This is a genomic window from Anaerococcus sp. NML200537, assembly GCF_026131715.1.
GTDB lineage: Bacteria > Bacillota > Clostridia > Tissierellales > Peptoniphilaceae > Anaerococcus > Anaerococcus kampingae.
Genome location: NZ_JAMXSL010000021.1, coordinates 1 through 23,186, shown reverse-complemented (window position 1 = coordinate 23,186; position 23,186 = coordinate 1). Strand labels below are relative to the sequence as shown.

Here is a 23,186-nt window from a genome sequence, read left to right as displayed (position 1 = left end):
GGTTAAATGGCTATTAGAAAATTAAAACCAACTTCAAACGGACATAGAAATATGTCAGTAAGTACCTTTGAAGAAGTTACTACATCAAAACCATACAAGAAACTTACAACCGACCTTAAGAGCAAGGGCGGAAGAAACAATACAGGTAGAACAACACTAAGATTCCGTGGTGGCGGAGTTAAGAGAAGATATAGAATTATCGACTTCAAAAGAGATAAGGACAATATCCCAGCAAAAGTACAAACCATCGAATACGATCCAAACAGAAGCGCATATATCGCACTAGTAGCATATGCTGATGGTGAAAAAAGATATATCCTAGCTCCAAAGGGACTAAAAGTAGGCGATGTAATCGAATCAGGATCTGAAGCTGATATCAAACCAGGTAACGCACTAGAGCTAAAAGACATCCCAGTAGGTACAACAGTACACGCTGTAGAACTTAGAGCAGGTACAGGTGCAACACTTGTAAGAAGTGCAGGAACTGGCGCTCAACTTATGGCAAAAGAAGGAAACTTTGCAACACTAAGATTACCTTCAGGCGAAGTAAGAATGGTACACCTAAACTGTAAAGCAACAGTAGGAACTGTAGGAAATACAGAACACGAGCTAATCAGAGTAGGTAAGGCTGGTAAGAGCAGATACCTAGGCAGAAGACCTCACGTAAGAGGATCAGCAATGAACCCAGTTGACCATCCACACGGTGGTGGTGAAGGTAGAACACCAATCGGTAGACCAGCACCAATGACACCATGGGGCAAAAAAGCAATCGGTGTTAAAACAAGAAATGCTAAAAAACAATCTTCTGCATACATCGTAAGAAGAAGAAACGAAAAATAGGGGGATATAATGGCTAGATCACTTAAAAAAGGACCATTTGTCGATGATCATTTAATGAAAAAAATCGAAGCTTTAAATGAAAAAAATGAAAAGAAAGTTGTAAGAACATGGTCAAGACGTTCTACAATATTCCCTGAATTTGTAGAACATACAATCGCAGTACATGACGGAAGAAAACACGTTCCAATCTATATCACAGAAGATATGGTAGGTCATAAACTAGGCGAATTTGTACCAACAAGAACATTCAGAGGCCACGCTAAAAAGGCAACTGAAATGAAAAGCAAAATGAGGTAGGAGAAACTAATGAAAGTAAGAGCAATAGCTAAATATCAAAGGATATCTCCTCTTAAAGTTAACTATATAGCAAGAGAAATCAGAGGCAAACAAGTTGATGAAGCACTAAATATCCTTAGATTTACAAACAAAAAAGGTGCTAGACTACTTGAAGATGTACTAAAAAGTGCAATTGCCAACGCTGAAAACAACAACGGACTTGACAGAGAAAATCTAATAGTTGAAAAAGCATACGCAAATGATGCACCAACTATGAAAAGATACAGACCTAAAGCTAAGGGTGCTGCATACCCTATATTAAAAAGATCAAGTCATATCGGCGTAGAGTTAGCGGATATAGAGGAAAGGTAGGATTAATATGGGACAAAAAGTAAACCCTAAAGGATATAGAGTAGGCGTAATCAAAGATTGGGATTCAAAATGGTTTGCTGACAAAAAAGATTTCTCAGACCTTCTAGTAGAAGACTACAAAATAAGAGAATTCATCAAAAAGACAGCATACGATGCAGGAATCGCAGATATCGAAATCGAAAGAGCAGTAAACAATCTTAAGGTTACAATCTTTACAGGAAAACCAGGAATGGTAATCGGTAGAGGTGGAGCTGGAGTAGAAGAGTTAAAAACAAAATTAGAAAAAATAGCTCCTGGTAAAAGAATCATCATCAATGTTGAAGAAATCAAATACCAAGACCTATCTGCTCAATTAGTTGCTGAAAATATAGCAAGCCAACTAGAAAACAGAGTTGCATTTAGACGTGCAATGAAACAAGTAATCGGTAGAACAATGAGAGCCGGCGCTAAAGGAATCAAGACAATGGTTTCAGGAAGAGTTGGCGGTGCTGATATGGCAAGAAGTGAAGGATACTCAGAAGGTACAATTCCACTTCAAACCTTAAGAGCAAACATTGACTACGGATTTGCTGAAGCAGATACAGAATATGGTAAGATTGGTTGCAAGGTTTGGATCTATAAAGGCGAAGTACTTCCAGGAGAAAAAGCTGAAAGAGAACCAAAACTAGCTGCACCACAAAACAACAGAAGAAGAAAAAGAAATAATAGACGTCCAAACAAAGCTAACGCAAAGGGACAAAATTAGTCTTAAAGATTAGGAGAAATTTTTATGTTAATGCCTAAAAGAGTTAAATATCGTAGACAACATAGAGGCAGAATGAAAGGTAACGCTAATAGAGGTAACCAACTAGCTTATGGTGAGTATGGTTTACAAGCTCTAGAAGCTTGCTGGATGACAGCAAACCAAATCGAGGCTGCTCGTCGTGCGATGACAAGATATATAAAAAGAGGCGGAAATATTTGGATCAAAGTATTTCCAGACAAACCAGTATCTAAAAAGCCTGCAGAGGTAAGAATGGGTTCTGGTAAAGGTGCACCAGAGTATTGGGTAGCCGTTATCAAACCAGGAAAAGTACTATTTGAGATGAGTGGTGTTAGTGAAGAAGTTGCAAGAGAAGCTATGAGACTTGCTGCACAAAAACTTCCAGTAAAGACAAAATTCATCCAAAGACTTGAAGTAACAGGTACGGAGGAATAAGGATGAAAGTAAAAGAAATCAGAAATTTATCAGATAGAGATTTAGATAAACAACTATTTGATTTACAAAATGAGCTTTTCAATCTTCGTTTTAGGCTTGCCACAGGTCAATTAGAAAACCCAGCAGCTATTGGAACTGTTAAGAAAGATATAGCTAGAGTAAAGACTATCCAAACAGAAAGAAAGCTACAACAGGGCAAGGAGGCTTAATCTTAAATGGAAAGAAATAGAAGAAACGTACGCCAAGGCGTGGTAGTTTCAGATGCAATGGACAAAACAATAACAGTCCTTGTAGAAGAAAAAATACCACACCCAGTATACAAGAAGAGAATAAACAGAAGCAAAAAATACAAAGCTCATGATGAAAATAACGAAGCTAAAGTTGGCGATAAAGTAGTAATAATGGAAACAAGAGCCCTATCTAAAACAAAAAGATGGAGACTAGTACGCATTAGCCAAGCGGCAGAAATTGTTTAATTGATAAGGAGATTATTATGATACAACAAGAAACTCGTATGAGAGTTGCAGATAACTCCGGCGCAAGAGAACTTTTAGTAATCAAAGTTCTTGGAGGAACCAGAAGAAGATATGCTAATATTGGTGATGTAGTAACTTGTTCAGTTAAAAGTGCAACACCCGGCGGAGCGGTAAAAAAAGGTCAAGTAGTAAAAGCAGTAATAGTTAGAACAAAAAGAGGACTAAAAAGAGTCGATGGTTCAACAATCAACTTCGATGATAATGCTGCAGTAATCATAAAAGATGACCTAACACCAGTAGGAACAAGAATCTTTGGACCAGTAACCAGAGAGCTAAGATCTGAAGGCTTTATGAGAATTATCTCACTAGCACCGGAAGTATTATAGGGGGATAAAATGCATATAAAAAAAGGCGATAAAGTCCAAATAATATCAGGTGAATATAAAGGACATGTTGGAGAAGTATTACAAGCTTTCCCAAAAGAAAATAGAGTAATAGTTGAAGGTGTAAACGTACAAGTAAAACACCAAAAACCAACCCAAATGGGTGGCGAAAGCGGAAGACTTGAAAAAAATGGTCCTATTGATGCATCAAATGTACTTCTATATTCAGAAGAACTAAAAAAAGGTGTTCGTACAGAAATAGTTTACGAAGATGGTAAAAAAGTTCGTAAATCAAAGAAAACTGACGAAAAATTCGACTAGTTGATAGGAGAAATTATGACAAGCAGACTTAAAGAAAAATATCAAAATGAAGTTGTTGGTAAGTTAATAGAAAAATTTGGTTACCAAAACGTAATGGAAGTTCCAAAGTTAACAAAAATAGTTATAAACTGCGGACTTGGAGAAGCAAAAGATAACCAAAACTTATTAAACTCAGCAAAACGTGAGCTAAGCCTAATAACTGGTCAACAACCAATAGAATTAAAAGCTAAAAAATCAGTAGCAAACTTCAAACTAAGAGAAGGTCAAGCAATTGGTACAAAAGTAACCCTAAGAAGAGAAAAAATGTATGACTTCCTAGACAAGTTAATCTCAATTTCACTACCAAGGGTAAGAGACTTTAGAGGAATAAATCCAAACTCATTTGACGGAAGAGGAAACTATTCACTAGGTATCAAAGAGCAACTAATCTTCCCAGAAATCAAATACGATGATGTAGACTTCCTACACGGAATGGACATCTCAATCGTAACAACAGCTAAGACTGATGAAGAAGCAAAAGCATTCTTAGAATTAATGGGAATGCCTTTTAAGAAATAGAAGGAGCAAAAATGGCTAAGAAGTCACTAAGAGCTAAACAACAAAGAAAACAAAAATTCTCAACAAGAGAATACACAAGATGTAAACTTTGTGGAAGACCACACGGCTACTTAAGAAAATATGGAATCTGCCGTATTTGCTTTAGAGAACTTGCAAATAATGGACAAATTCCAGGAGTAAGAAAAGCAAGCTGGTAATTAAGGGGGAAAGATAATTATGATGACAGATCCAATAGCGGATATGCTAACAAGAATCAGAAATGGTAATAAAGCAAACCATAAACAAGTTGCACTACCATCTTCTAATGAGAAAAAAGCTATTGCCCAAATACTTCTTGATGAAGGCTTTATAACAGGGTTTAACGTAGAAGAAGACGGCAAACAAGGTATTCTTACAATAGATTTAAAATATACAGAAAATGGCGAAAGAGTAATCTCAGGCTTAAGAAGAATTTCTAAACCAGGCCTAAGAGTTTACGTAAAAGCAAACGAAGTTCCAAAAGTACTTGACGGACTAGGAACAGCAATTATTTCGACATCAAAAGGACTTTTAACAGACCGCGCTGCAAGAAGCGAAAACGTAGGCGGCGAAGTTATTTGTTACGTATGGTAAGGAGTAATATATGTCAAGAATAGGTAAACAACCAATACACATACCTTCTGGAGTAACAGTAGAAATAAACGGAAGAAATGTAAAAGTAAAAGGCCCTAAAGGCGAAGATGCTCTAACAGTATCTGAAAGAGTAAGTCTAGTTCAAGAAGGCGATGAAATACTAGTACAAATTCCAGAAAACTACACAAAAGAAGAAAACATCGATCACGGTCTATATAGATCACTACTAAACAACATAGTTGTAGGTGTATCAGAAGGTTATTCAAAAACACTTCAAATCGAAGGTACAGGATATAGAGCTAATAAACAAGGTAAAAACCTAGTAATGAACCTAGGCTACTCACACCAAGTAACAATGGAAGATCCTGAAGGAATCGAAGTAGAAGTACCAAACGATAGAACCATAATTGTAAAAGGATATAACAAACAATTAGTAGGTCAACATGCTGCAAACATCAGAGCAAAAAGAAAACCAGAACCATACAAGGGCAAGGGAATCAGATATACTGATGAGCATGTAAGACGTAAAGTCGGTAAAACAGGTAAGTAGGAGAAAATAATGGCAAGAAAACACAAAAACGATAGACTAATAACTCGTAAAAAAAGAGTTAGAGCTAAAATTTCAGGCACTCCTCAAAGACCAAGACTTTCAGTATATAAATCAAATACAAACATCTATGCACAACTAATCGACGATGTAAACGGAGTAACACTTGCAAGTGCCAACACCCTACAAAAAGAAGTAATCGATGCTTCATCAGCAAACATCGAAGCTGCTAAAAAAGTAGGAAGCGCAATAGCAAAAAGAGCACTCGAAGCAGGCATAGAAGAAGTAGTATTTGACAGAAACGGATATTTATATCACGGAAAAGTTAAAGCAGTCGCAGATGCAGCAAGAGAAGCTGGTCTTAAGTTTTAGGAGGTTTTGAAAGTGAAATATTTATTAAAAAGTGAAGTGGAAAAACTAAACCTCGAAGATAGAGTAGTTGCAATCAACAGAGTTGCTAAAACCGTAAAAGGTGGACGTAACATGAGATTTTCAGCACTAGTAGTAGTTGGAAACTCAAATGGAGTAGTTGGTGTAGGAACAGGAAAAGCTACAGAAGTACCAGAAGCTATAAGAAAAGCAACTGAAAATGCTAAAAAACACATGATCGAAGTACCATTAGTAGGTACAACAATACCACACAGAATTGAGGGACACTCTGCAGCAGGAAGAGTACTACTAATGCCAGCAGCAGAAGGTACCGGAATCATCGCAGGTGGTCCAGTACGTGCTATATGCGAACTTGCAGGTTACAAAGATATCAAGGCTAAAAACCTAGGTACATCAAACCCAAGAAACATCATCAACGCATGTGTAGAAGCATTCTCAAACATGAAAACAGTCGAAGAAATCGCAAGACTTCGTGGTAAATCGGTAGAAGAATTTGACTATTAAGGAGAAAACAATGGCAAAAATTGAAATCACACTTAAAAGATCTTTTATCGGTAAAAAAGATGATCAAATAAGAACAGCAAAAGCCCTAGGCCTAAGAAAAATTGGTCAAACAGTGGTAAAAGAAAATAACGACGCAATCAAAGGTATGATACACAAAATCGACCACATGGTATGTGTCAAAGAAATAAACTGAGGTGGGAAATGAAATTACATGATTTAGCCCCAAATGAAAGATTAAAAGATAAGAAAAGAAAAGGTAGAGGCCCAGGTTCAGGACTTGGTAAAAGATCTGGACGTGGACAAGACGGTCAAAACTCAAGAAGCGGTGGCGGTACAAGACCAGGCTTTGAAGGTGGCCAAATGCCTCTATACAGACGTCTTCCAAAAAGAGGATTCAAAAACATCAACAGAAAGATATACGAAACAATCAATGTTGAAAGCTTAAACATCTTCGAAGACGGAACAGAAGTAACACCAGAATTATTATTTGAAAACAAAATCCTAAGAAAAAACAAAGCAAAAGACGGCGTTAAGATCCTAGGAGACGGAAATCTAGAAAAGAAACTAACAATAAAAGCTCATAAATTTACTAAATCTGCTGAAGAAAAAATCAAAGCAGCAGGTGGATCAGTAGAAACTATCGAAGTTAAAAAATGGGTAAAACCATCTAAAAAAGCTTAATAGAAAAGAGTGATTCATGCTAGATATAATAAGAAAGGCAGCTGGAGAAAAGGAAATTAGACAAAAATTTTACTTTACTCTAATGATGCTTGTAATCTATAGATTAGGAAATAACATTCCAATACCATTTATAGATTCACAAGCCCTAGCCAATGCTTACAGCAATGTTGAGGGAACCTTAGTAGACTACCTAAACATGTTAACAGGTGGTGGCCTATCAACCCTATCAATATTTGCCCTAGGTGTACAACCATACATCACAGCATCAATAGTAATGCAGCTTTTAACAGTTGTAATACCAAGGCTAGAAGAGCTAACTAGAGAAGGTGAGCAAGGAAGAAAAACCATCCAAAAATACACCAGATACGTAACCATAGCACTCGCAATATTCCAAGCGATAGCTATAACAAACGGTCTATATGGAGCAGCCCTATCAAATGCGACAGGCTTCCAAAAAATCGTAATGAACGTAGTATTAATCGGTGGAACAATGTTTGTAACATGGATGGGCGAAACCATGACAGAAAAGGGACTTGGCAATGGTACAAGCTTACTAATCTTCATGGGAATCATCGCCTCCTTCCCAAGAACCTTAGCTAGATGGCAAGAAGGTCTACACTACAACACCACAAGCGTACTTTCAATCGCCATCATGTGCGTAATCATAGTACTAATAGTAATGGCAGTAGTAATGATCTCAGAAGGTGAAAGAAAAATTCCAATCCAGTATGCAAAAAGAGTTGTCGGACGTAAAATGTATGGCGGTCAATCAACCCACATACCAGTAAAGGTAAACATGGGTAACGTAATGCCAATAATCTTTGCATCAGCAGTTCTTGCAATCCCATCAACAGTTTCCCTATTCTTTGGAAACGGAAGACAAAGTGGATTAACAGCATTTTTCAATAATTCTACATTTGGATTTGGAGTATATTTACTAGTACAAAGTGTGCTAATATTAATATTTGCTTACTTCTACAATCAAATTCAATTTAATACTGTTGAGTATGCAAAGCAACTTCAACAAAACGGTGGATTCATCCCAGGCATCAGACCTGGAAAACCAACCAGTGACTTCCTAGCCAATGTATCAACAAAAATAACATTTGTAGGATCAGTAGCCCTAGCCCTATTAACTATAGTACCAGCTGTAGCAAGTAGAGTATTAGGACTAGACATATCATTCGGTGGTTCAAGTGTCATAATCGTAGTTGGAGTAATAATAGAAACTGTTAAACAAATCGAAGCTATGATGACAATGAAGCAATATAAAGGATTTTTAAACAGGTAAGACATGAATATAATTTTGTTAGGCCCACCAGGAGCTGGAAAGGGTACGCTATCAAGTAAAATATTAAAAGAAAAAAATGCAGTTCAGATAGCAACAGGTGATATATTCAGATATAATATCTCAAATAAAACTGAACTGGGAATGAAAGCAAAATCTTTTATGGACAGAGGAGACCTAGTACCAGATGAGCTAACAATAGACCTGGTATGGGATACCTTTGATAAACTAGACAAAGAAGAAAATACCATAGTCTTATTTGATGGATTTCCAAGAAACATGAAACAGGCCAAGGCCTTAGATTGCGGAATGGAAGAAAGAAACACCGAAATAAGCAAGGTGGTATACTTCAACGTAGATAGTCAAATCCTAATAGATAGGATCACAGGCAGAAGAGTATGCCCAGACTGCGGAGAAACCTACCACATTAAAAATCACAAGCCAGAAAAAGAAGGCATCTGTGATAGATGTGGTGGAAAATTAATCCAAAGAAACGATGATAATTATGAAACAGTCAAAAATCGTATCAATATCTACAACGAGCAAACCAGCCCACTTATAGACTACTACAAAGAAGCTGGTAAGCTAATAACAATAGATGGCGCTAAAACTCCAGAAGAAGTTTTTAACGAGTTTAATAATAAATTAGGGGAATAAACTTAATTTATGTTAGAAAAAATAGATGTGATAGAATCTTTCATAGATTTCTAGAACAAAGTCGTTGATAAGAAATAAAGCGTTCAATAGACATTTTAGAGATAATAAAAAGGAGGTTCTATCAATGTCAAAAAAAGATGCTATAGAAGTAACAGGGGAAGTTATCGAAGCCAAACCAAATGCAATATTTGTAGTAAGATTAGATAACGGACATGAAATACAAGCTCATATATCAGGAAAGCTTCGTATGAACAGCATTAGAATATTAGAAGGAGATAAGGTAACAGTAGAATTATCTCCTTACGATCTTAGCCAAGGTAGAATAACCTGGAGAAAGAAGTAGTCCCACGATTCTGGGTGAAGGATTTGAAAAATCCTTCATTTTCGAGACAAGCGTAGCGAGTCCGAAAAACTAAGCGAGAGGCCTCAGGCCTCGAGAGGATATTATGGTCAAAAAACTTTAATAAAAGTATGACGTAAGAAAAATATTACAAGTATAATTACCAAGGCAAGATATAAACTTAAGTTAGGAGCAAAAATGAAAGTTAGAGCATCAGTTAAAAAAATGTGTGATAAATGCAAGGTTATCAAAAGAAATGGTAAAGTAATGGTAATCTGCGACAATCCAAAACACAAACAAAGACAAGGTTAGGAGGGTACAATGCCAAGAATAGCTGGTATAGATTTACCTAGAGAAAAAAGAGCAGAAATCGGACTAACATATATATATGGTATAGGTCGTTCAACTGCAAACGAAATACTAAAAAACACAGGAATCAATCCTGATACAAAGATGAAAGACCTTACAGAAGAAGAACTTGGTCAAATCCGTGATGAACTAAACAAATACACAATCGAAGGTGATTTAAGAAGAGAAAGAAATCTCAACATTAAGGCCCTAAGAGAAAATGGTTCATACAGAGGACTAAGACACAAAATGGGACTTCCAGTAAGAGGTCAAAATACTAAAAACAACGCAAGAACAAGAAAAAGCAGAAAGGGTTAATAAATGGCTCCAAAAGGAAGAAAATCTACTAAAGGTAGAAGAAGAGTTAAAAAGAATGTTGAACGTGGCCAAGCACACATTTCATCAACATTCAATAATACAATGGTAACACTTACTGATATGCAAGGTAATGCACTCTCTTGGGCAAGCGCAGGACAATTAGGCTTTAGAGGCAGCAGAAAATCTACTCCATTTGCAGCAGGTGAAGCAGCAGATGTAGCAGCAAAGAAAGCTATCGAACATGGTCTAAAGACTGTAGAAGTTTACGTAAAAGGCCCAGGTTCAGGAAGAGAATCTGCAATCAGAAGCTTACAAGCAGCAGGACTAGAAGTTACAATGATCAAAGATGTAACACCAATCCCACACAACGGATGTAGACCACCAAAGAGAAGAAGAGTTTAATAAGGAGATATTATGGCAGTAAGCAAAGATCCAGTATACAAAAGAGCGAGAGCTTTAGGCATTTCTCCAGCCTACCTAGGATATACAGGTAGTTCAAACAGAGCTCTTCCACAAAGAAGAAGCAAACTATCTGAATATGGTATGCAACAAAGAGAAAAACAAAAAGCTAAATTCATCTACGGAGTAAGTGAAAAACAATTTAGAGGTTACTACGACAAAGCAAGCAGAATGAAGGGACAAACAGGTGAGCAACTTATAATCCTTTGCGAAAGAAGACTAGATAACATAGCCTTCAGATCAGGTCTTGCTAGAACTAGAAGAGAAGCTAGACAAATAGTAACACACGGCCACTTATTAGTAAATGGCAAACAAGTAGACATCCCATCATACCTAGTAGAAGAAGGCGATGTAATCGAAGTTAGAGAAAAATCAAGAAGCAAAGAACTATTCAAAAACATCAAAGAAGTGAATGCATCATTTGGCGTAGTAGAATGGTTAGATTCTGATATAGAAAACCTAAAAGTAAAAGTAGAAAAATTCCCAACAAGAGAAGAGATAGATATTCCAGTTGAAGAACGTATGATAGTAGAGTTTTACTCTAAGTAGGATTAATTAAGTTAGAACTAAGGAGCTACCATGATCGAAAAATTAAACACAGATATAGAAATACTGGATATAAACGAAGAAAACCATTATGGCAAATTCGCCCTATATCCATTAGAAAGAGGATATGGTACAACCATTGGAAACAGCATGAGAAGGGTGCTTCTATCATCCTTACCTGGTTCTAGCGTCTCAAAAATACTAATAGATGGTGTACTCCACGAATTTTCAGTAATAGATGGAGTAGTTGAAGACGTTCCTGAAATAATATTAAATATCAAAGGCCTTAGAGTCAAAAAGCACTCAGAAGAAGATGTGACCCTATTTTTAGACATAGAAGGACCAAAAATAGTCACAGCCAAAGATATAAAAGAAGATGCCTTAGTTGAAATAGCTAATCCTGACCATTATATAGCAACAGTAAATGACAAATCTAAGCTATTAATAGCAATGGATGTCACAAATGGAAAGGGCTATAGGATAAGTGAAGACAATAAAGACGAAGCAGATCCTATAGGAACAATCGCTATCGATTCATCCTTCACTCCAGTAGAAAAAGTAAACTACACAGTAGAAAATACTAGAGTAGGGGAATCAACAGACTATGATAAACTAATCATAGAAGTATGGACAAATGGAACAGTAAGCCCACAAGAAGCCCTAGCAGAAGGTTCATCCATCCTAATGGAAAACTTCTCCTTCTTTAACGAACTTCCAGACAAACAGTTCCCGCCAGAAGAAGAAGAAATCATAGATGAGATAGAAGAAGAAAGCTTAGATGAAGGTCTAGATAGGACAATCGAAGAGTTAGACTTTTCGCTAAGATCATTTAACTGCCTAAAAAGAGCTGGCTTTAACACAGTGGCTGACATAATAGCAGTTCCAGAATCAGAACTAAAAACAATCAAAAACTTCGGTAAAAAATCACTAACAGAAGTAATAGACAAAATCCACGAACTTGGATTTGCTCTAAAAGATGAATAGGAGGAAAACATGGCAGGAAAAAGAAAGCTAGGTAGAAGAACCGACCACAGAAATGCTATGCTAAGAAACCTTGTAGGATCATTACTTGAAAACGGTAGAATCGAAACTACAGTAACAAGAGCCAAAGAAACACAAAAAATGGCTGAAAAAATGATCACACTAGGTAAGAAAAATACACTTCACACAAGAAGACAAGCAGCAAGCTACCTATATAAGCCAGAAGTAGTTCAAAAACTATTTTCAGAAATAGCACCAGAATATGAAAACAGAAATGGTGGATACACAAGAGTACTAAAACTAGGACCAAGAAGAGGCGACGGAGCTGAACTTGCTATCCTTGAATTAGTTTAATAAATAAATGCCCAAAACTCGCGGCTGTGGGCATCAGATAATTTATTTAGATTATAATTTAAATAAAGACCATCCTCAAAAGAGGGTGGTTTTTCTTTTAGCAATTTTGAAAATATAAAAAATATGTTATAATTATTATAATAGAATATTTTGTTAAAGGAGTAAAAATGAAAATAAAGAAAATCTTATTAGGCCTTGCCCTAGCAACAAGTACAGGACTATTTATGGCACAGGAAAGCTTTGCTGCCCCAAATACAAATATAATGACATCTGTAAACTGGTCTTATATATTTAGCGACCGTAAACAGATAAGCCAAGAAGAGCTAAATCAAGTATTTGAAGAAGAAAAATCCAAATACGAAGCTCTCTCAAACAAGGACAAGTGGAAAAATGGAGTCCTAGGATTCTATCTAGAAAACGATGATAAAGAAGCAGTTTACGCCCTAACAAGAGCAGATGATAAAGAAGGTACCTATCTAAGCGCTAGACAAAGAAATAGTTCAGATGATGCAGCAAGCATGGATAATATGAAACAAGCCATAGAAAATATAGCCATGGTAGAAGCAAAAAGACAAAATGACCGTGGAATCGATGGAGCTCACTTAGACACCCTAGGAATCACAAGCTTTATGATGGCAGTAGGCCAAGGCAATGCCAATTATTCAGCAGGCACACCAGACCATGCCACAGTCTTTAATACCAGCGAAAACCTAGCGTGGAATAATCAAAAGCAAGCAGCAAGATCAATAGAACAGTGGTGGGATGAGGAAAAGCAAGTATATGATTATCTAAGGAGCCAAGGCTACCAAACAGAAAGTGAAATGTCCGCCTACTTATCTAAAAAAGAAAATATTGATGCCCTAAGCAAGAAATTTAGAAGTGTAGGAGGCTACACACCAAGTACAGTAGGTCATTACACCAACATGGTAGACAGCGTAAATCAAGATAAAACTGCAGGATATGGAGTAAGAAAGGGAGAAAATCATTATTATGCTCACTCCCTAGTCCTAAGCTCAGGAGTAGTAGGTAAGTATTATACAATAGATGAGTATAGGAACCTATTTGATAACTACTACGACAGAATGAAAAAAGACCTTGGCGTAACTGATGAAAAATATAAAAATTCAGTAATAAACCTCAGAAAAGCAGTAGAAAACAATAAAAAAATAGTAGCCTATGCAGAAAATTATATGGCAAATAATTACATGCCAGAAGAAACAAAAGAAAAACTTACAAAGCTAGTAGGAAAACAAAAAAATATCCTCGAAAGGATAGAAGTAATCCTAGTAAAATTAGAAGCGAAAATTTCAAACTAGACTCGTAATTTATCTTAAAGGCAAAACTTAGACAAAGGAGTAACAATGCAGACTAAGAAAATATTGGGACTTGCCCTAGCAGCAAGCCTAATCTCACCACTTGCTATAAGTAAGGCAAGCGAAATAGGCACCTTAGATCCAGCACTAAGTGACGAAGCTAAGCAAACAAGCCCAGACCTAATCCCAGCAAATGAAATAGACACAAGAATCCAAACAGTATTTAATGGCCAAAGTCTTGGCATCACAACCAACATGCCAAGCGCAGAAGAAGTAAAGGCCTATTGGAGAAACTATGAGACAAGATCTACTTCAAAGGTCAAATTTGCAGGCATAAACCTAACCCAACCTAGCTATGACCTAAATGCTAGGCAAATCTATAGTCAGATACCAAATCCAAGAGCAAACCAATTGGGAAGCTTGACAGATGAAGTGATAGAAGACACCCTACATTTTATAAATACCTACAGATTCATGGTAGGTCTTCCGGAGGTATTTGAAAATAAGCAAATGTCTACCCTTGCCCAATCAGCAACACTAGTTTCCAACCTAAATTCAGCCATTAACCACTACCCACCAACACCAGCTGGTTATAGTGGAAACGAAGATATAATCCTAGCAGGCAAGGAAGGAGCAAAAACCTCAAACTTAGGAACAGGTTATAACTCCCCATATAGTGCCATAATGGCTTATATGGATGATGGAAGTCCAAATAATTATAAAAGTGTAGGCCATAGAAGATGGCTCTTAAATCCTTATGCAGTACAAATGGGAATAGGTCACATAGGCAAATTCAACGCAACAACTGTGATAGATGAAGCAAATACTAGATTTAGAAATAAAGATGTAATAGCCTACCCTGCAGCAAATACCCTAGTTGAACTAGTAAAACCAAGCTCACCATTTTCAATCCAAATAGGAAAGCTACTAGATATAGACGAGCTAAACACAAGCGTTAAGGTAGAAAATTTAAAAACTGGAGAGGTCAAGACCTATACACCAGCTAATGGCCTTTATATATCAAAACAAAACTACGGCTATGGCAGTGCCCTAATCTTTGGTCACGAGCTTAAAAAACAAACTAACGCATCCTATAGGATAAGCGTAAGCGGCATAAGCGATGCAGGCTTAGCCTACCCGATAGAATACACAGTCAACTTCATAAAAGCAAGTGACCCAGTAAACTACGCAAACCTAGACAGGGTCCTAGAAAAAGCTAAGACCTTCAAAAGAAAACCAGAAGAATCAAGTGATTTCCTAGCCAATAGCATATTCAGCCAAATAAATCACTTAAAAGAAATTAGAAATAATGATAATTATGATCAAGACTATGTAGATGCTCGTGTAAAAGAGCTAGAAAAAGACTTAGAAGCCTATAATAAAAGAAAAAATACAAAATACGCCAACTCCGTCAGAGCCCTAAGACAAGCTTTTGAAAATAACAAGAGAATAGTAGCCTACGCAGAAAACTACATGGCCCATAATTATATGCCAAAAGCCAGAAAAGATAAGCTCACCAGGTTAATATCCAGACAAAAAGTAATCCTAGCAAAAATAGAAAAAGTAATCATAAAATTAGAAGCGAACCTATAAATCTAAGCCCGTATCTATGCAATAGATGGCTTACTGACTCATTTAAAAGAGATAAACTCATAAAATTAATAGCAAACAAAAAGAACTCAATAAAAAGGTAGAAAAATATATACAAACCCTAAGGGCAGAGCTTTATAACCAAGCGAAAGCCTAAACTCCTTTATAAAGAAAAGTCAGCCTAAGCTGGCTTTTTCTTATGGTTAAAATAATATTTTAAATCCTTATCATAGCTATAAAACTAGATTGAATTACTATGCTAAAAATGATATAGTCATACTAAGAAAGTTAAAGGGGCAAATGATGACAGGGTCTTTAGAAAAAACACATTACTTAAGAGAAAATTTCAATTTTTTTATCCTAAACGCCATGGATGATTGGGTCAGGATAATAGATGACAGGGGCGAGGTAGCCTTTGTTAATGACGCCCTTATTGATGCCCTAGATAAGAGCGAGACCTTAAAGACCTACCTGGATGATAATATCGACCTATTACTTAGCAATAGCAACGAAGTAGTCAAAACCACAACCATGATTGAAGAAAAGCTAATCGATGGCAAGTATTATTCCATAAAGACATCCCCAATCTTCTATGAAGGGGACTTTGCTGGCTCAATTGAAGTCTATAGGGATATCACAAGCGAATCCATCCTTAAAATAGACCTCTACAACGCCAATAAGGACATGATAGATGACTTGAGATTTGTAAGAAGGATCCAAGCATCTATACTTCCTAAAAATAAAACCTATGGCAAGCTCAAAATATCAGGCATCTACAATCCTTCTGAAAAGGTCTCAGGCGATATATACGACTTGATCAAGATTGACGAAAATAGGTCAGCCTTTTATATAGCAGATGTCATGGGCCATGGGGTCAAGGCATCGATAATGACCATGTTTTTAAAAGTGTCTATGTCTGCCATCTTTGACAAACACCCAGACTACAGCCCTAGCCAAGTATTTCTCAATCTCAGGAAGAAATTTACCAAATTAGAGATAGACTCCAGCCAATATTTCACAGCCTGGCTTGGCATCTTTGATTTCAGGGACAATAGCCTAGTCTTTGCCAATGCTGGCCATAATTGCCCACCACTAATCTATAAACAAAGTGAGGGAGAAGCTAGTTATCTCCTTGTAAGTGGCAGGATGATATCAAATATAATAGAGGCTGATAAATACAAAGAAAAAACCCTAAAACTAGAAGAAAATGACAAGATTTTATTCTTCACAGATGGAACAATAGAAGCGAAAAATGAAAATGGCAAGGAATATGGCCTAGAAAGGCTCAGAGAAGAATTTTCCAAAAAAGGTGACATACAAGCCCTCTATCAAAATATAAGAGACTTCAATTGGCAGCAAATGGCAGATGACCTAACCCTTGCCCTCATAGAATACGGAGGAAATGATGAAAATTAACCAATATATAGACCACACCAACCTAAAGGCAGATGCGACCTTTGACCAAATCAAAAAACTAGTAGACGAAGCAGTAGAGAATGACTTCTACTCAGTTTGCGTCAACTCATCCTATGTCAAATTCATAAGAGATTATAACAAAGACATCAAAATTGCAGCAGTAGTAGGCTTTCCACTAGGAGCCATGACCAAAGATGCCAAAGTCTTTGAAGCAAAAGAAGCCATCAGAGATGGGGCAAGCGAGATAGACATGGTAATAAATATAGGCAGGCTTAAATCTGAAGACTACTTCTATGTAGAAGATGAAATCAGAGCCATCAAAGAAGCCATAGGAGATAATATCCTCAAGGTAATCATAGAAACCTGCCTACTAACAGAAGATGAAAAAATCAAAGCTTGCAAGCTAGCCCTAAATGCAGGAGCAGACTTCGTCAAAACCTCCACAGGATTTTCAACAGGGGGAGCGACAGTCGCTGACATCAAGCTAATGAAAGAAGCAGTAGAAGGCAAGATCAAAGTAAAGGCAAGCGGCGGCATCCACACCAGAGAAGAAGCCCTAGCCCTAATCGAAGCAGGAGCAGACAGGATAGGCGCAAGCAAGTCCATAGACATCTGCAAGGAGTAAAAATGGCAAACGAAATAATGATGCAATCCTTTGAATGGGATACAAATGGAGATGGATCCTTTTATAAAAACCTAAGCAAATCAGCCAAAGACATCAAAAAGGCAGGAATAGACGCCCTTTGGCTTCCACCAATGTGCAAGGGAGGTGGAGACATGGACGTAGGCTACGGAATCTACGACCTCTGGGACCTAGGCGAATTTGACCAAAAAGGCACCATCAGAACAAAATACGGCACAAAAGACGAACTAATCAAGGCCATCGAAGACCTTCACGCAGCAGGAATCAAATCCTACGCAGATGTAGTCCTAAACCACAAAGGCAATGCAGACTTCAAGGAAAACTTCAAGGCAGTCATGGTAGATCAAAACAATAGAGAAGAAGACGTATCAGGAGAGATGGAAATAGAAGCCTGGACAGGCTTTGACTTCAAAGGCAGAAAAGGCAAATACTCAGACATGGTCTGGCACTACTACCACTTCACAGGAGTCGACTACGATGCCAAAACCGAAACATCAGCCATCTACAGAATCCTAGGCGATGGCAAATATTGGGACGAAGATGTATCCAAAGAAAAAGGCAACTTCGACTACCTCATGAACTGCGACATAGACCACACCCACCCAGAAGTAAGAGAAGAAATATTTAAATGGGTCGACTGGTTCACAGAAGAAACCAAGGTCGATGGCTTCAGATACGACGCTCTCAAACACATATCAGGCGACTTCATCTACGACCTATCCAAATATGTAATGCAAAAAAAGGGCGCAGACAAGTTCTACCTATTTGGAGAATTTTGGCAATATGACACAGGAGCCATCGAATCCTACCTAGACAATTCAGACTACAGGATCGACCTCTTTGACGTACCCCTTCACTTCCACATGAACGAAGCCAGCAAATCCATGGGCAACTACGACATGAGAAAAATCTTCGACAACACAATAGTCAAAGACTTCCCAGCCCAGGCAGTAACCTTCGTCGACAACCACGACAGCCAACCAGGCCAATCCCTAGACTCATGGGTAGAAGAGTGGTTCAAAGAAATAGCCTACGCCCTAATCCTATTTAGAAAAGACGGCTATCCATGCCTCTTTGCAGGAGACTACTACGGCCTAATAGGAGAGCATAAAACAGAACCATTAAAAGACATGCTCGATAATATGATGCAAGTAAGGAAAAACTACAACTACGGCGAACAAGACGACTACTTCGACCATTCATCAGTAATTGGATGGGTAAGAAGAGGAGATGAAAGCCACAAGCCACTAGCAGTCCTAGTCTCAATCAAAGACATGGCAGAAAAGCAAATGTTCGTAGGTGAAGAGGAAGCTGGCGCCACCTACACCGACCTATCAGGCAAAAACGAAGACATAACCATAGATGAAAACGGAAACGGAGTATTTACAGTTGGGCCAGGAACAGTAACCTACTGGGTCAACAAAGACACAATATGAAATATTACGCAGTAAAAAAAGGCAGAAATCCTGGGATCTACACATCCTGGGATTCTTGTTTAAAAGAAGTAAAAGGCTACCCAAACGCCTCCTACAAATCCTTTAAAACAAAAGAAGAAGCCCTAGACTATTTAGCAAATGAGAAAAAAGAAATAAAAATAGACCAAGACACAGTCATAGCCTACGTAGACGGGTCATTCAACCTCAAAGAAAAAACCTACGGAGCAGGAGTAGTCCTAATCAAAGACGATAAAGAAGAAACTTTCAACAAAGCCTACCAAGACAATTACTACATCCACAGAAACGTAGCAGGAGAAGTAAAAGCGGCAGAACTAGCCATAGAAAAAGCCCTAGAAAAATCCTACAAAAAAATCATAATCCACCACGACTACCAAGGCATAGCCAGCTGGGCAGAAGGAGAATGGAAAGCAAACAACACCCTAACCCAGGCCTACCAAGCCTTCATAAGAGAAGCAAGAGAAAAAATACAAATAGGCTTCGTAAAAGTAAAAGGCCACTCAAACGACAAATACAACGACCTAGCAGATGAATTAGCAAAAAAAGCAATATTCTAAAAAACAAGGCCCTCAAAAGTGCCTTGTTTTTTACTTTCTCGCTTCGCTTGACCACTCTGTGGGGCTCTCCTCTGTGCGCTACATAAACATGCCTTGATTTGGGCGCTCTCGGCCGTTAGGGTAAATTGTTTATGCCGAATAATAGTGCGGTAGCACGGAGAGCTTCGAAGAAGCGGTATTCGGATGGGCGTGTCTCCATGAGCCGACGGCTTTTCTTTCTCGCTTCGCTGCGAACCGCTTTGCGGGACTCCTCTGTGCGCCGGAGGGGCGTGCCCCTTGTCTCGAGCGCAGCCGAGAGACCTATTACGAAAACTTAAATCCCAGCATAAACTCTAGAACGATATGTTATTATATTCGAAGGCTTGTGAAAATAAACCTGTACTTGGTCCATAGTAAAAAATAACATCAAACCATTTCTATTAGACTTCTCCACTACGGTTGAAGCAAGGGAGAAGTAGCTTTTTTACAAGAAGCTTCAATTTTTTCATTTAATCAAACCAAATCCCAATACAAATCTTCCCATCTAGGATTCATTTTGCTAATAAGATTATCTTTTTTGGACCTACTCCATTTACCAACTTGAGCTTCACGTCCTCTTGCATCTGTTATATCTTTATAGTATTCATAATAAACTAATTTTGTAGTATTATAACTATCAGAAAAACTGCCAGGAACAAGGTGGTACTTGTGTTCATAAACCCTTCTTATAATATCATCAGTAGATCCTTTATAGATAGTAGTATTAGATTCGCAAGCCAAAATATAAAAATAGCCAGCCATAAAAACTCCTTAATATAGTATTCTTTAATATTTATGCCCGGATTCAGGGTATTTAATCATATTAATTTTGAAAATAAAACTAGTGCTTCGTGCATAGTAAATAATAACATCAACCTATATCTAATAGGCTTCTCCACTACGGTCGAAGCAAGGGAAATAGTGGCTTTTTTACAAAAAGCTTCAACTCCCTTGTCTCGAGCGCAGTCGAGAGACCTATTACGAAAACTTAAATTCCAGCATAAACTCTAGAACGATATGTTATTATATCCGAAGGCTTGTGAAAATAAATCTGTACTTGGTCCATAGTAAATAAAAACATCAAACCATTTCTAATAGCATTCTCCACTACGGTCGAAGCAAGGGAAGTAGTAGGAAGCTTTACAAGCTTCCATCAAATATCGCTTCGCTCGACCATTCCATGGAGGCCGTTCCATGAGCCGCGGGGGCTTGCCTCCCTTGTCTCGAGCGCAGCCGAGAGACCTATTACGAAAACTTAAATCCCAGCATAAACTCTAGAACGATATGTTATTATATCCGAAGGCTCATTAAATCCAAATCGCAACCCATTATATCAACTCCTCCAATAATTCACCCCAAACTTGGGTATCTATATTATATAAACAAAAAGGAGAAATTTATGAAATGGAAAGGTAGACGACAAAGTGGAAATATAAACAATGCTGGCCGAGGTGGTGGGCGTGGTGGTATGGCCCTAGGTGGGGGAGGCTTAATCCTTGCACTAGTCATATTTTTGATTACAGGCGACCCATTCACAGCCCTAGAATCCACAACAAAGACAGCCCCGCAGACCCAGCAAGAAGAATACGTCATGACCCAGGAGGAAAAAGACCTCTACGAATACTCAGCCGTAGTCCTAGCCGATACAGAAGATGCCTGGAGCGAAATCCTAAGCAAGGAAGGAATCAATTACACACCAGCCAAGATGGATATATTCAAAGATGCCATCAACACCGGTTGTGGCTTTGCCCAAGCAGGCACCGGCCCCTTTTATTGCTCAGTAGACAATAAAGTCTACATGGATTTGTCCTTCTTCAATAATCTGGTCAATGATTTTGGAGCCAAAAACGGAGATTTCATAGTCTCCTACGTCATAAGCCACGAAATCGGTCACCATGTCCAAAATGTCACAGGCATCATGGACCAATACCAAAAGCTAATGCAAAAGCTACCAGAAAAAGAAAGAAACGCCCTCACAGTACGCCTAGAGCTCCAGGCAGACTACCTAGCAGGAGTAGTAGCCAGATACCAACATGACAAAGGCTACCTAGACGAAGGCGACATAGACGAAGCCATATCCACAGCCTGGGTAATAGGAGATGACGCCATCCAGAAAAAAGGCCAGGGCTACGTAGTCCCAGAATCCTACACCCACGGCACAAGCGAGCAAAGAGTAAGATGGTACCAAAAAGGCTTCCAAGCAGGCGACCTATCAGAATGGGACACCTTCAACCTAGACCCAAGCCAATTATAAAACTAAGAGACCTACGGGTCTCTTTTTTAAAAGACCTTTGCAAAAACCATAGGAATAATTTTAAAATACCTGCAAAAATCATAGGAATAATTTAAAATATCTACAAATCGATACAAAAATATAGTCAAAAGAAATATTGGGTATAAATAAAGCAAGAACAAATATATAAAGGAAGGTAATCATGACAGAAAAAATATTAAGCCTCCTAGGCGACTTTTTAAAAGACAATAACATAATAGACCTAGACCTAGGTCAAATCGCAAAAAACCTACCCCTAGACCAAATCATGGACATGATAAATGGTAAAGACGAATACGTAGTCAAAAGGTCAGGCAATCTTGAAAAATACGACCCAGACAAAATCGCTAGATCCATCAAAAACGCCGCAGACGAGTCAGGCATGCAGTTAAACCAATCAGACATCAAAATGATTCTAAAAGACATAGGCAAAAAGCTACTAGCAGGCAATGAACATGTAGACAACCAAAGAGTCCATAGGACAAGCGACATCAAAGACATAGTCCTACAAGTCCTAGCAGAAGAAGGCTTCAGCAAAATCAGAGACTCCTTTGACACCTACATCCAAAACCAAAACTAATGCTCATCAAAATAGTAGCAGTAGGCAAAATAAAAGAGAAATTCTACCAAGACGCCCTAGCCGAATACCTCAAAAGAATGAAAGCCTACAACAAAGTAGAAATAGTAGAAGTACCAGACGAAAAAGCCCCAGAAAACCTATCAGACAAGGAAATAGACCAAATCAAAAACAAAGAAGGCGAAAAAATTCTAGCGAAAATCAAAGAAGACTCCTACGTCATCACCCTAGAAATAGGGGGAAAAGCCCTAGACAGCATAGCCTTCGCCAAACTAATCCAAAAAGAAAAAATCCAAGGATCCGGTCGAGACCTAGTCCTAGTAATAGGAGGATCAAACGGCCTAGGAGAAAACATCCTAAAAAGATCTGACAACAGAATCTCCTTCGGCAAAATGACCTACCCCCACCAACTAATGAGGGTGATATTAATGGAACAGATATATAGGGCCCATAGGATAATAAGTGGGGAACCATATCATAAATAAGCCCGTCCGGCTCGGAGAGGACCCGTGCGGAGCACTCGAGCGAAAGCGAGATAGCTTAAGGGGACTTTTGTCCCCTAATGACCCCTTTTTTATTACTTTATAATTTAATGTTATATTTTTATTTACTATTTTTCTTCGTTATTTTATCACATAATAAATTGTTGTCATCAAGCTGATGACTTCGCCAAAGGGGGAGAGCCAAGACTTCTTCTTTTAGTAATACAATATCATATGGTATTTTTCTTCGTATTATCACCATTTAATATTATATAATTATTTACAATTGAATCTTCGTTCCAAGGGGAGGCCCAAGGGACCTTCCGCATGGTGTAGGACTCCCCAAAAGTTGTAGCTAGAAAAGAGGCTGCAATGAAAAAATATAGTTTAGAATTAAAGAAAAAAGTAATAAAAG

Annotated in this window: 36 protein-coding genes and 1 pseudogene; 36 read left to right on the top strand and 1 reads right to left on the bottom strand. The window is 38.0% G+C overall.

Going from position 1 to position 23,186, the window contains the following annotated elements; all coding sequences use genetic code 11:
- Window positions 1–6 precede the first annotated feature (6 nt).
- The 33 genes and pseudogenes from rplB to NH288_RS06930 all read left to right on the top strand — a co-directional run bounded on the left by rplB (window position 7) and on the right by NH288_RS06930 (window position 19,422).
- The gene (gene rplB, locus NH288_RS07085) at window positions 7–840 is read left to right on the top strand and encodes a 50S ribosomal protein L2 (protein ID WP_106461027.1); all 834 of its coding nucleotides are present in this window, start codon (window positions 7–9) and stop codon (window positions 838–840) included.
- A gap of 9 nt (window positions 841–849) precedes the next feature.
- Window positions 850–1,137 (top strand): 30S ribosomal protein S19, encoded by a 288-nt coding sequence (gene rpsS / locus NH288_RS07080; RefSeq protein ID WP_106461026.1) that lies wholly within the window; start codon window positions 850–852, stop codon window positions 1,135–1,137.
- 9 nt (window positions 1,138–1,146) lie between these two features.
- On the top strand, window positions 1,147–1,488 hold the full coding sequence (gene rplV, locus NH288_RS07075) for a 50S ribosomal protein L22 (RefSeq protein WP_106461025.1): 342 nt from the start codon (window positions 1,147–1,149) through the stop codon (window positions 1,486–1,488).
- 7 nt (window positions 1,489–1,495) lie between these two features.
- Window positions 1,496–2,233, top strand: a complete 738-nt coding sequence (rpsC, locus tag NH288_RS07070; protein WP_265214204.1) for a 30S ribosomal protein S3 — start codon at window positions 1,496–1,498, stop codon at window positions 2,231–2,233.
- Window positions 2,234–2,257: 24 nt separating this feature from the next.
- On the top strand, window positions 2,258–2,686 hold the full coding sequence (gene rplP, locus NH288_RS07065; protein WP_106461023.1) for a 50S ribosomal protein L16: 429 nt from the start codon (window positions 2,258–2,260) through the stop codon (window positions 2,684–2,686).
- Between the two features lie 2 nt (window positions 2,687–2,688).
- The gene (gene rpmC / locus NH288_RS07060) at window positions 2,689–2,895 is read left to right on the top strand and encodes a 50S ribosomal protein L29 (RefSeq protein WP_106461022.1); all 207 of its coding nucleotides are present in this window, start codon (window positions 2,689–2,691) and stop codon (window positions 2,893–2,895) included.
- A gap of 6 nt (window positions 2,896–2,901) precedes the next feature.
- Window positions 2,902–3,162 (top strand): 30S ribosomal protein S17, encoded by a 261-nt coding sequence (gene rpsQ, locus NH288_RS07055; RefSeq protein WP_106461021.1) that lies wholly within the window; start codon window positions 2,902–2,904, stop codon window positions 3,160–3,162.
- Window positions 3,163–3,179: 17 nt separating this feature from the next.
- Window positions 3,180–3,548, top strand: a complete 369-nt coding sequence (gene rplN / locus NH288_RS07050) for a 50S ribosomal protein L14 (protein ID WP_106461020.1) — start codon at window positions 3,180–3,182, stop codon at window positions 3,546–3,548.
- A 9-nt stretch (window positions 3,549–3,557) separates the two neighbouring features.
- Entirely contained in the window at window positions 3,558–3,866 is a 309-nt protein-coding gene (gene rplX / locus NH288_RS07045) for a 50S ribosomal protein L24 (protein WP_106461019.1), read from the top strand.
- Window positions 3,867–3,881: 15 nt separating this feature from the next.
- Window positions 3,882–4,424 carry a 50S ribosomal protein L5 gene (gene rplE, locus NH288_RS07040; protein WP_106461018.1) on the top strand — a complete coding sequence of 181 codons (543 nt, stop codon included), beginning with the start codon at window positions 3,882–3,884 and terminating at the stop codon, window positions 4,422–4,424.
- Between the two features lie 11 nt (window positions 4,425–4,435).
- Window positions 4,436–4,621, top strand: coding sequence for a type Z 30S ribosomal protein S14 (locus tag NH288_RS07035; RefSeq protein WP_004836723.1), 186 nt, complete (start codon window positions 4,436–4,438; stop codon window positions 4,619–4,621).
- A gap of 19 nt (window positions 4,622–4,640) precedes the next feature.
- Window positions 4,641–5,036, top strand: coding sequence for a 30S ribosomal protein S8 (rpsH, locus tag NH288_RS07030; protein WP_265214201.1), 396 nt, complete (start codon window positions 4,641–4,643; stop codon window positions 5,034–5,036).
- A 10-nt stretch (window positions 5,037–5,046) separates the two neighbouring features.
- Complete coding sequence (gene rplF, locus NH288_RS07025; protein WP_106461016.1) at window positions 5,047–5,586, top strand: 50S ribosomal protein L6; 540 nt, start codon at window positions 5,047–5,049, stop codon at window positions 5,584–5,586.
- Between the two features lie 6 nt (window positions 5,587–5,592).
- Complete coding sequence (rplR, locus tag NH288_RS07020; RefSeq protein ID WP_399525097.1) at window positions 5,593–5,955, top strand: 50S ribosomal protein L18; 363 nt, start codon at window positions 5,593–5,595, stop codon at window positions 5,953–5,955.
- 12 nt (window positions 5,956–5,967) lie between these two features.
- Window positions 5,968–6,477, top strand: coding sequence for a 30S ribosomal protein S5 (gene rpsE, locus NH288_RS07015; protein ID WP_106461014.1), 510 nt, complete (start codon window positions 5,968–5,970; stop codon window positions 6,475–6,477).
- 10 nt (window positions 6,478–6,487) lie between these two features.
- A complete protein-coding gene (rpmD, locus tag NH288_RS07010) occupies window positions 6,488–6,670 on the top strand; it encodes a 50S ribosomal protein L30 (protein ID WP_234025846.1) in 183 nt (60 codons plus the stop codon).
- A gap of 8 nt (window positions 6,671–6,678) precedes the next feature.
- On the top strand, window positions 6,679–7,158 hold the full coding sequence (gene rplO, locus NH288_RS07005) for a 50S ribosomal protein L15 (RefSeq protein ID WP_106461012.1): 480 nt from the start codon (window positions 6,679–6,681) through the stop codon (window positions 7,156–7,158).
- Window positions 7,159–7,174: 16 nt separating this feature from the next.
- Entirely contained in the window at window positions 7,175–8,449 is a 1,275-nt protein-coding gene (secY, locus tag NH288_RS07000) for a preprotein translocase subunit SecY (RefSeq protein WP_265214198.1), read from the top strand.
- Window positions 8,450–8,452: 3 nt separating this feature from the next.
- Window positions 8,453–9,103 (top strand): adenylate kinase, encoded by a 651-nt coding sequence (locus tag NH288_RS06995; RefSeq protein WP_265214197.1) that lies wholly within the window; start codon window positions 8,453–8,455, stop codon window positions 9,101–9,103.
- A 124-nt stretch (window positions 9,104–9,227) separates the two neighbouring features.
- Complete coding sequence (gene infA, locus NH288_RS06990; RefSeq protein WP_265214196.1) at window positions 9,228–9,446, top strand: translation initiation factor IF-1; 219 nt, start codon at window positions 9,228–9,230, stop codon at window positions 9,444–9,446.
- A 195-nt stretch (window positions 9,447–9,641) separates the two neighbouring features.
- A complete protein-coding gene (gene rpmJ / locus NH288_RS06985; RefSeq protein ID WP_019191178.1) occupies window positions 9,642–9,755 on the top strand; it encodes a 50S ribosomal protein L36 in 114 nt (37 codons plus the stop codon).
- A 9-nt stretch (window positions 9,756–9,764) separates the two neighbouring features.
- Window positions 9,765–10,109 (top strand): 30S ribosomal protein S13, encoded by a 345-nt coding sequence (gene rpsM / locus NH288_RS06980; protein WP_106461008.1) that lies wholly within the window; start codon window positions 9,765–9,767, stop codon window positions 10,107–10,109.
- A gap of 3 nt (window positions 10,110–10,112) precedes the next feature.
- The gene (rpsK, locus tag NH288_RS06975; RefSeq protein ID WP_265214195.1) at window positions 10,113–10,511 is read left to right on the top strand and encodes a 30S ribosomal protein S11; all 399 of its coding nucleotides are present in this window, start codon (window positions 10,113–10,115) and stop codon (window positions 10,509–10,511) included.
- Window positions 10,512–10,523: 12 nt separating this feature from the next.
- Window positions 10,524–11,117: a 30S ribosomal protein S4 gene (rpsD, locus tag NH288_RS06970; protein WP_106461006.1), complete on the top strand. Its 594-nt coding sequence runs from the start codon at window positions 10,524–10,526 to the stop codon at window positions 11,115–11,117.
- 30 nt (window positions 11,118–11,147) lie between these two features.
- Entirely contained in the window at window positions 11,148–12,098 is a 951-nt protein-coding gene (locus tag NH288_RS06965; RefSeq protein ID WP_265214194.1) for a DNA-directed RNA polymerase subunit alpha, read from the top strand.
- Window positions 12,099–12,107: 9 nt separating this feature from the next.
- A complete protein-coding gene (rplQ, locus tag NH288_RS06960) occupies window positions 12,108–12,449 on the top strand; it encodes a 50S ribosomal protein L17 (protein ID WP_106461004.1) in 342 nt (113 codons plus the stop codon).
- A 167-nt stretch (window positions 12,450–12,616) separates the two neighbouring features.
- Window positions 12,617–13,765, top strand: coding sequence for a hypothetical protein (locus NH288_RS06955; RefSeq protein WP_265214193.1), 1,149 nt, complete (start codon window positions 12,617–12,619; stop codon window positions 13,763–13,765).
- Between the two features lie 45 nt (window positions 13,766–13,810).
- The gene (locus tag NH288_RS06950) at window positions 13,811–15,355 is read left to right on the top strand and encodes a CAP domain-containing protein (protein ID WP_265214192.1); all 1,545 of its coding nucleotides are present in this window, start codon (window positions 13,811–13,813) and stop codon (window positions 15,353–15,355) included.
- 93 nt (window positions 15,356–15,448) lie between these two features.
- Window positions 15,449–15,493, top strand: a pseudogene (locus NH288_RS11410) (hypothetical protein); the annotation flags it as partial.
- Window positions 15,494–15,655: 162 nt separating this feature from the next.
- Complete coding sequence (locus NH288_RS06945) at window positions 15,656–16,768, top strand: SpoIIE family protein phosphatase (protein WP_321161882.1); 1,113 nt, start codon at window positions 15,656–15,658, stop codon at window positions 16,766–16,768.
- Window positions 16,758–17,393, top strand: coding sequence for a deoxyribose-phosphate aldolase (gene deoC, locus NH288_RS06940; RefSeq protein WP_265214190.1), 636 nt, complete (start codon window positions 16,758–16,760; stop codon window positions 17,391–17,393). Before NH288_RS06945 ends, deoC begins: the two co-directional genes overlap by 11 nt.
- Before the next feature lie 2 nt (window positions 17,394–17,395).
- A complete protein-coding gene (locus tag NH288_RS06935; RefSeq protein WP_265214189.1) occupies window positions 17,396–18,847 on the top strand; it encodes an alpha-amylase in 1,452 nt (483 codons plus the stop codon).
- Complete coding sequence (locus NH288_RS06930) at window positions 18,844–19,422, top strand: ribonuclease H family protein (protein ID WP_265214188.1); 579 nt, start codon at window positions 18,844–18,846, stop codon at window positions 19,420–19,422. Before NH288_RS06935 ends, NH288_RS06930 begins: the two co-directional genes overlap by 4 nt.
- Before the next feature lie 492 nt (window positions 19,423–19,914).
- Here the strand turns inward: NH288_RS06930 and NH288_RS06925 are convergent, their stop codons facing one another.
- Window positions 19,915–20,202: a GIY-YIG nuclease family protein gene (locus tag NH288_RS06925; protein ID WP_265214187.1), complete on the bottom strand. Its 288-nt coding sequence runs from the start codon at window positions 20,200–20,202 to the stop codon at window positions 19,915–19,917.
- 637 nt (window positions 20,203–20,839) lie between these two features.
- Here NH288_RS06925 and NH288_RS06920 point away from each other — a divergent pair.
- The 3 genes from NH288_RS06920 to rlmH all read left to right on the top strand — a co-directional run bounded on the left by NH288_RS06920 (window position 20,840) and on the right by rlmH (window position 22,774).
- On the top strand, window positions 20,840–21,694 hold the full coding sequence (locus NH288_RS06920) for a neutral zinc metallopeptidase (RefSeq protein WP_265214186.1): 855 nt from the start codon (window positions 20,840–20,842) through the stop codon (window positions 21,692–21,694).
- A 181-nt stretch (window positions 21,695–21,875) separates the two neighbouring features.
- Window positions 21,876–22,292 carry an ATP cone domain-containing protein gene (locus NH288_RS06915; protein WP_265214185.1) on the top strand — a complete coding sequence of 139 codons (417 nt, stop codon included), beginning with the start codon at window positions 21,876–21,878 and terminating at the stop codon, window positions 22,290–22,292.
- Window positions 22,292–22,774 (top strand): 23S rRNA (pseudouridine(1915)-N(3))-methyltransferase RlmH, encoded by a 483-nt coding sequence (rlmH, locus tag NH288_RS06910; protein ID WP_265214184.1) that lies wholly within the window; start codon window positions 22,292–22,294, stop codon window positions 22,772–22,774. The genes NH288_RS06915 and rlmH overlap by 1 nt, the downstream gene beginning before the upstream one ends.
- The last annotated feature ends 412 nt before the right edge of the window (window positions 22,775–23,186 follow it).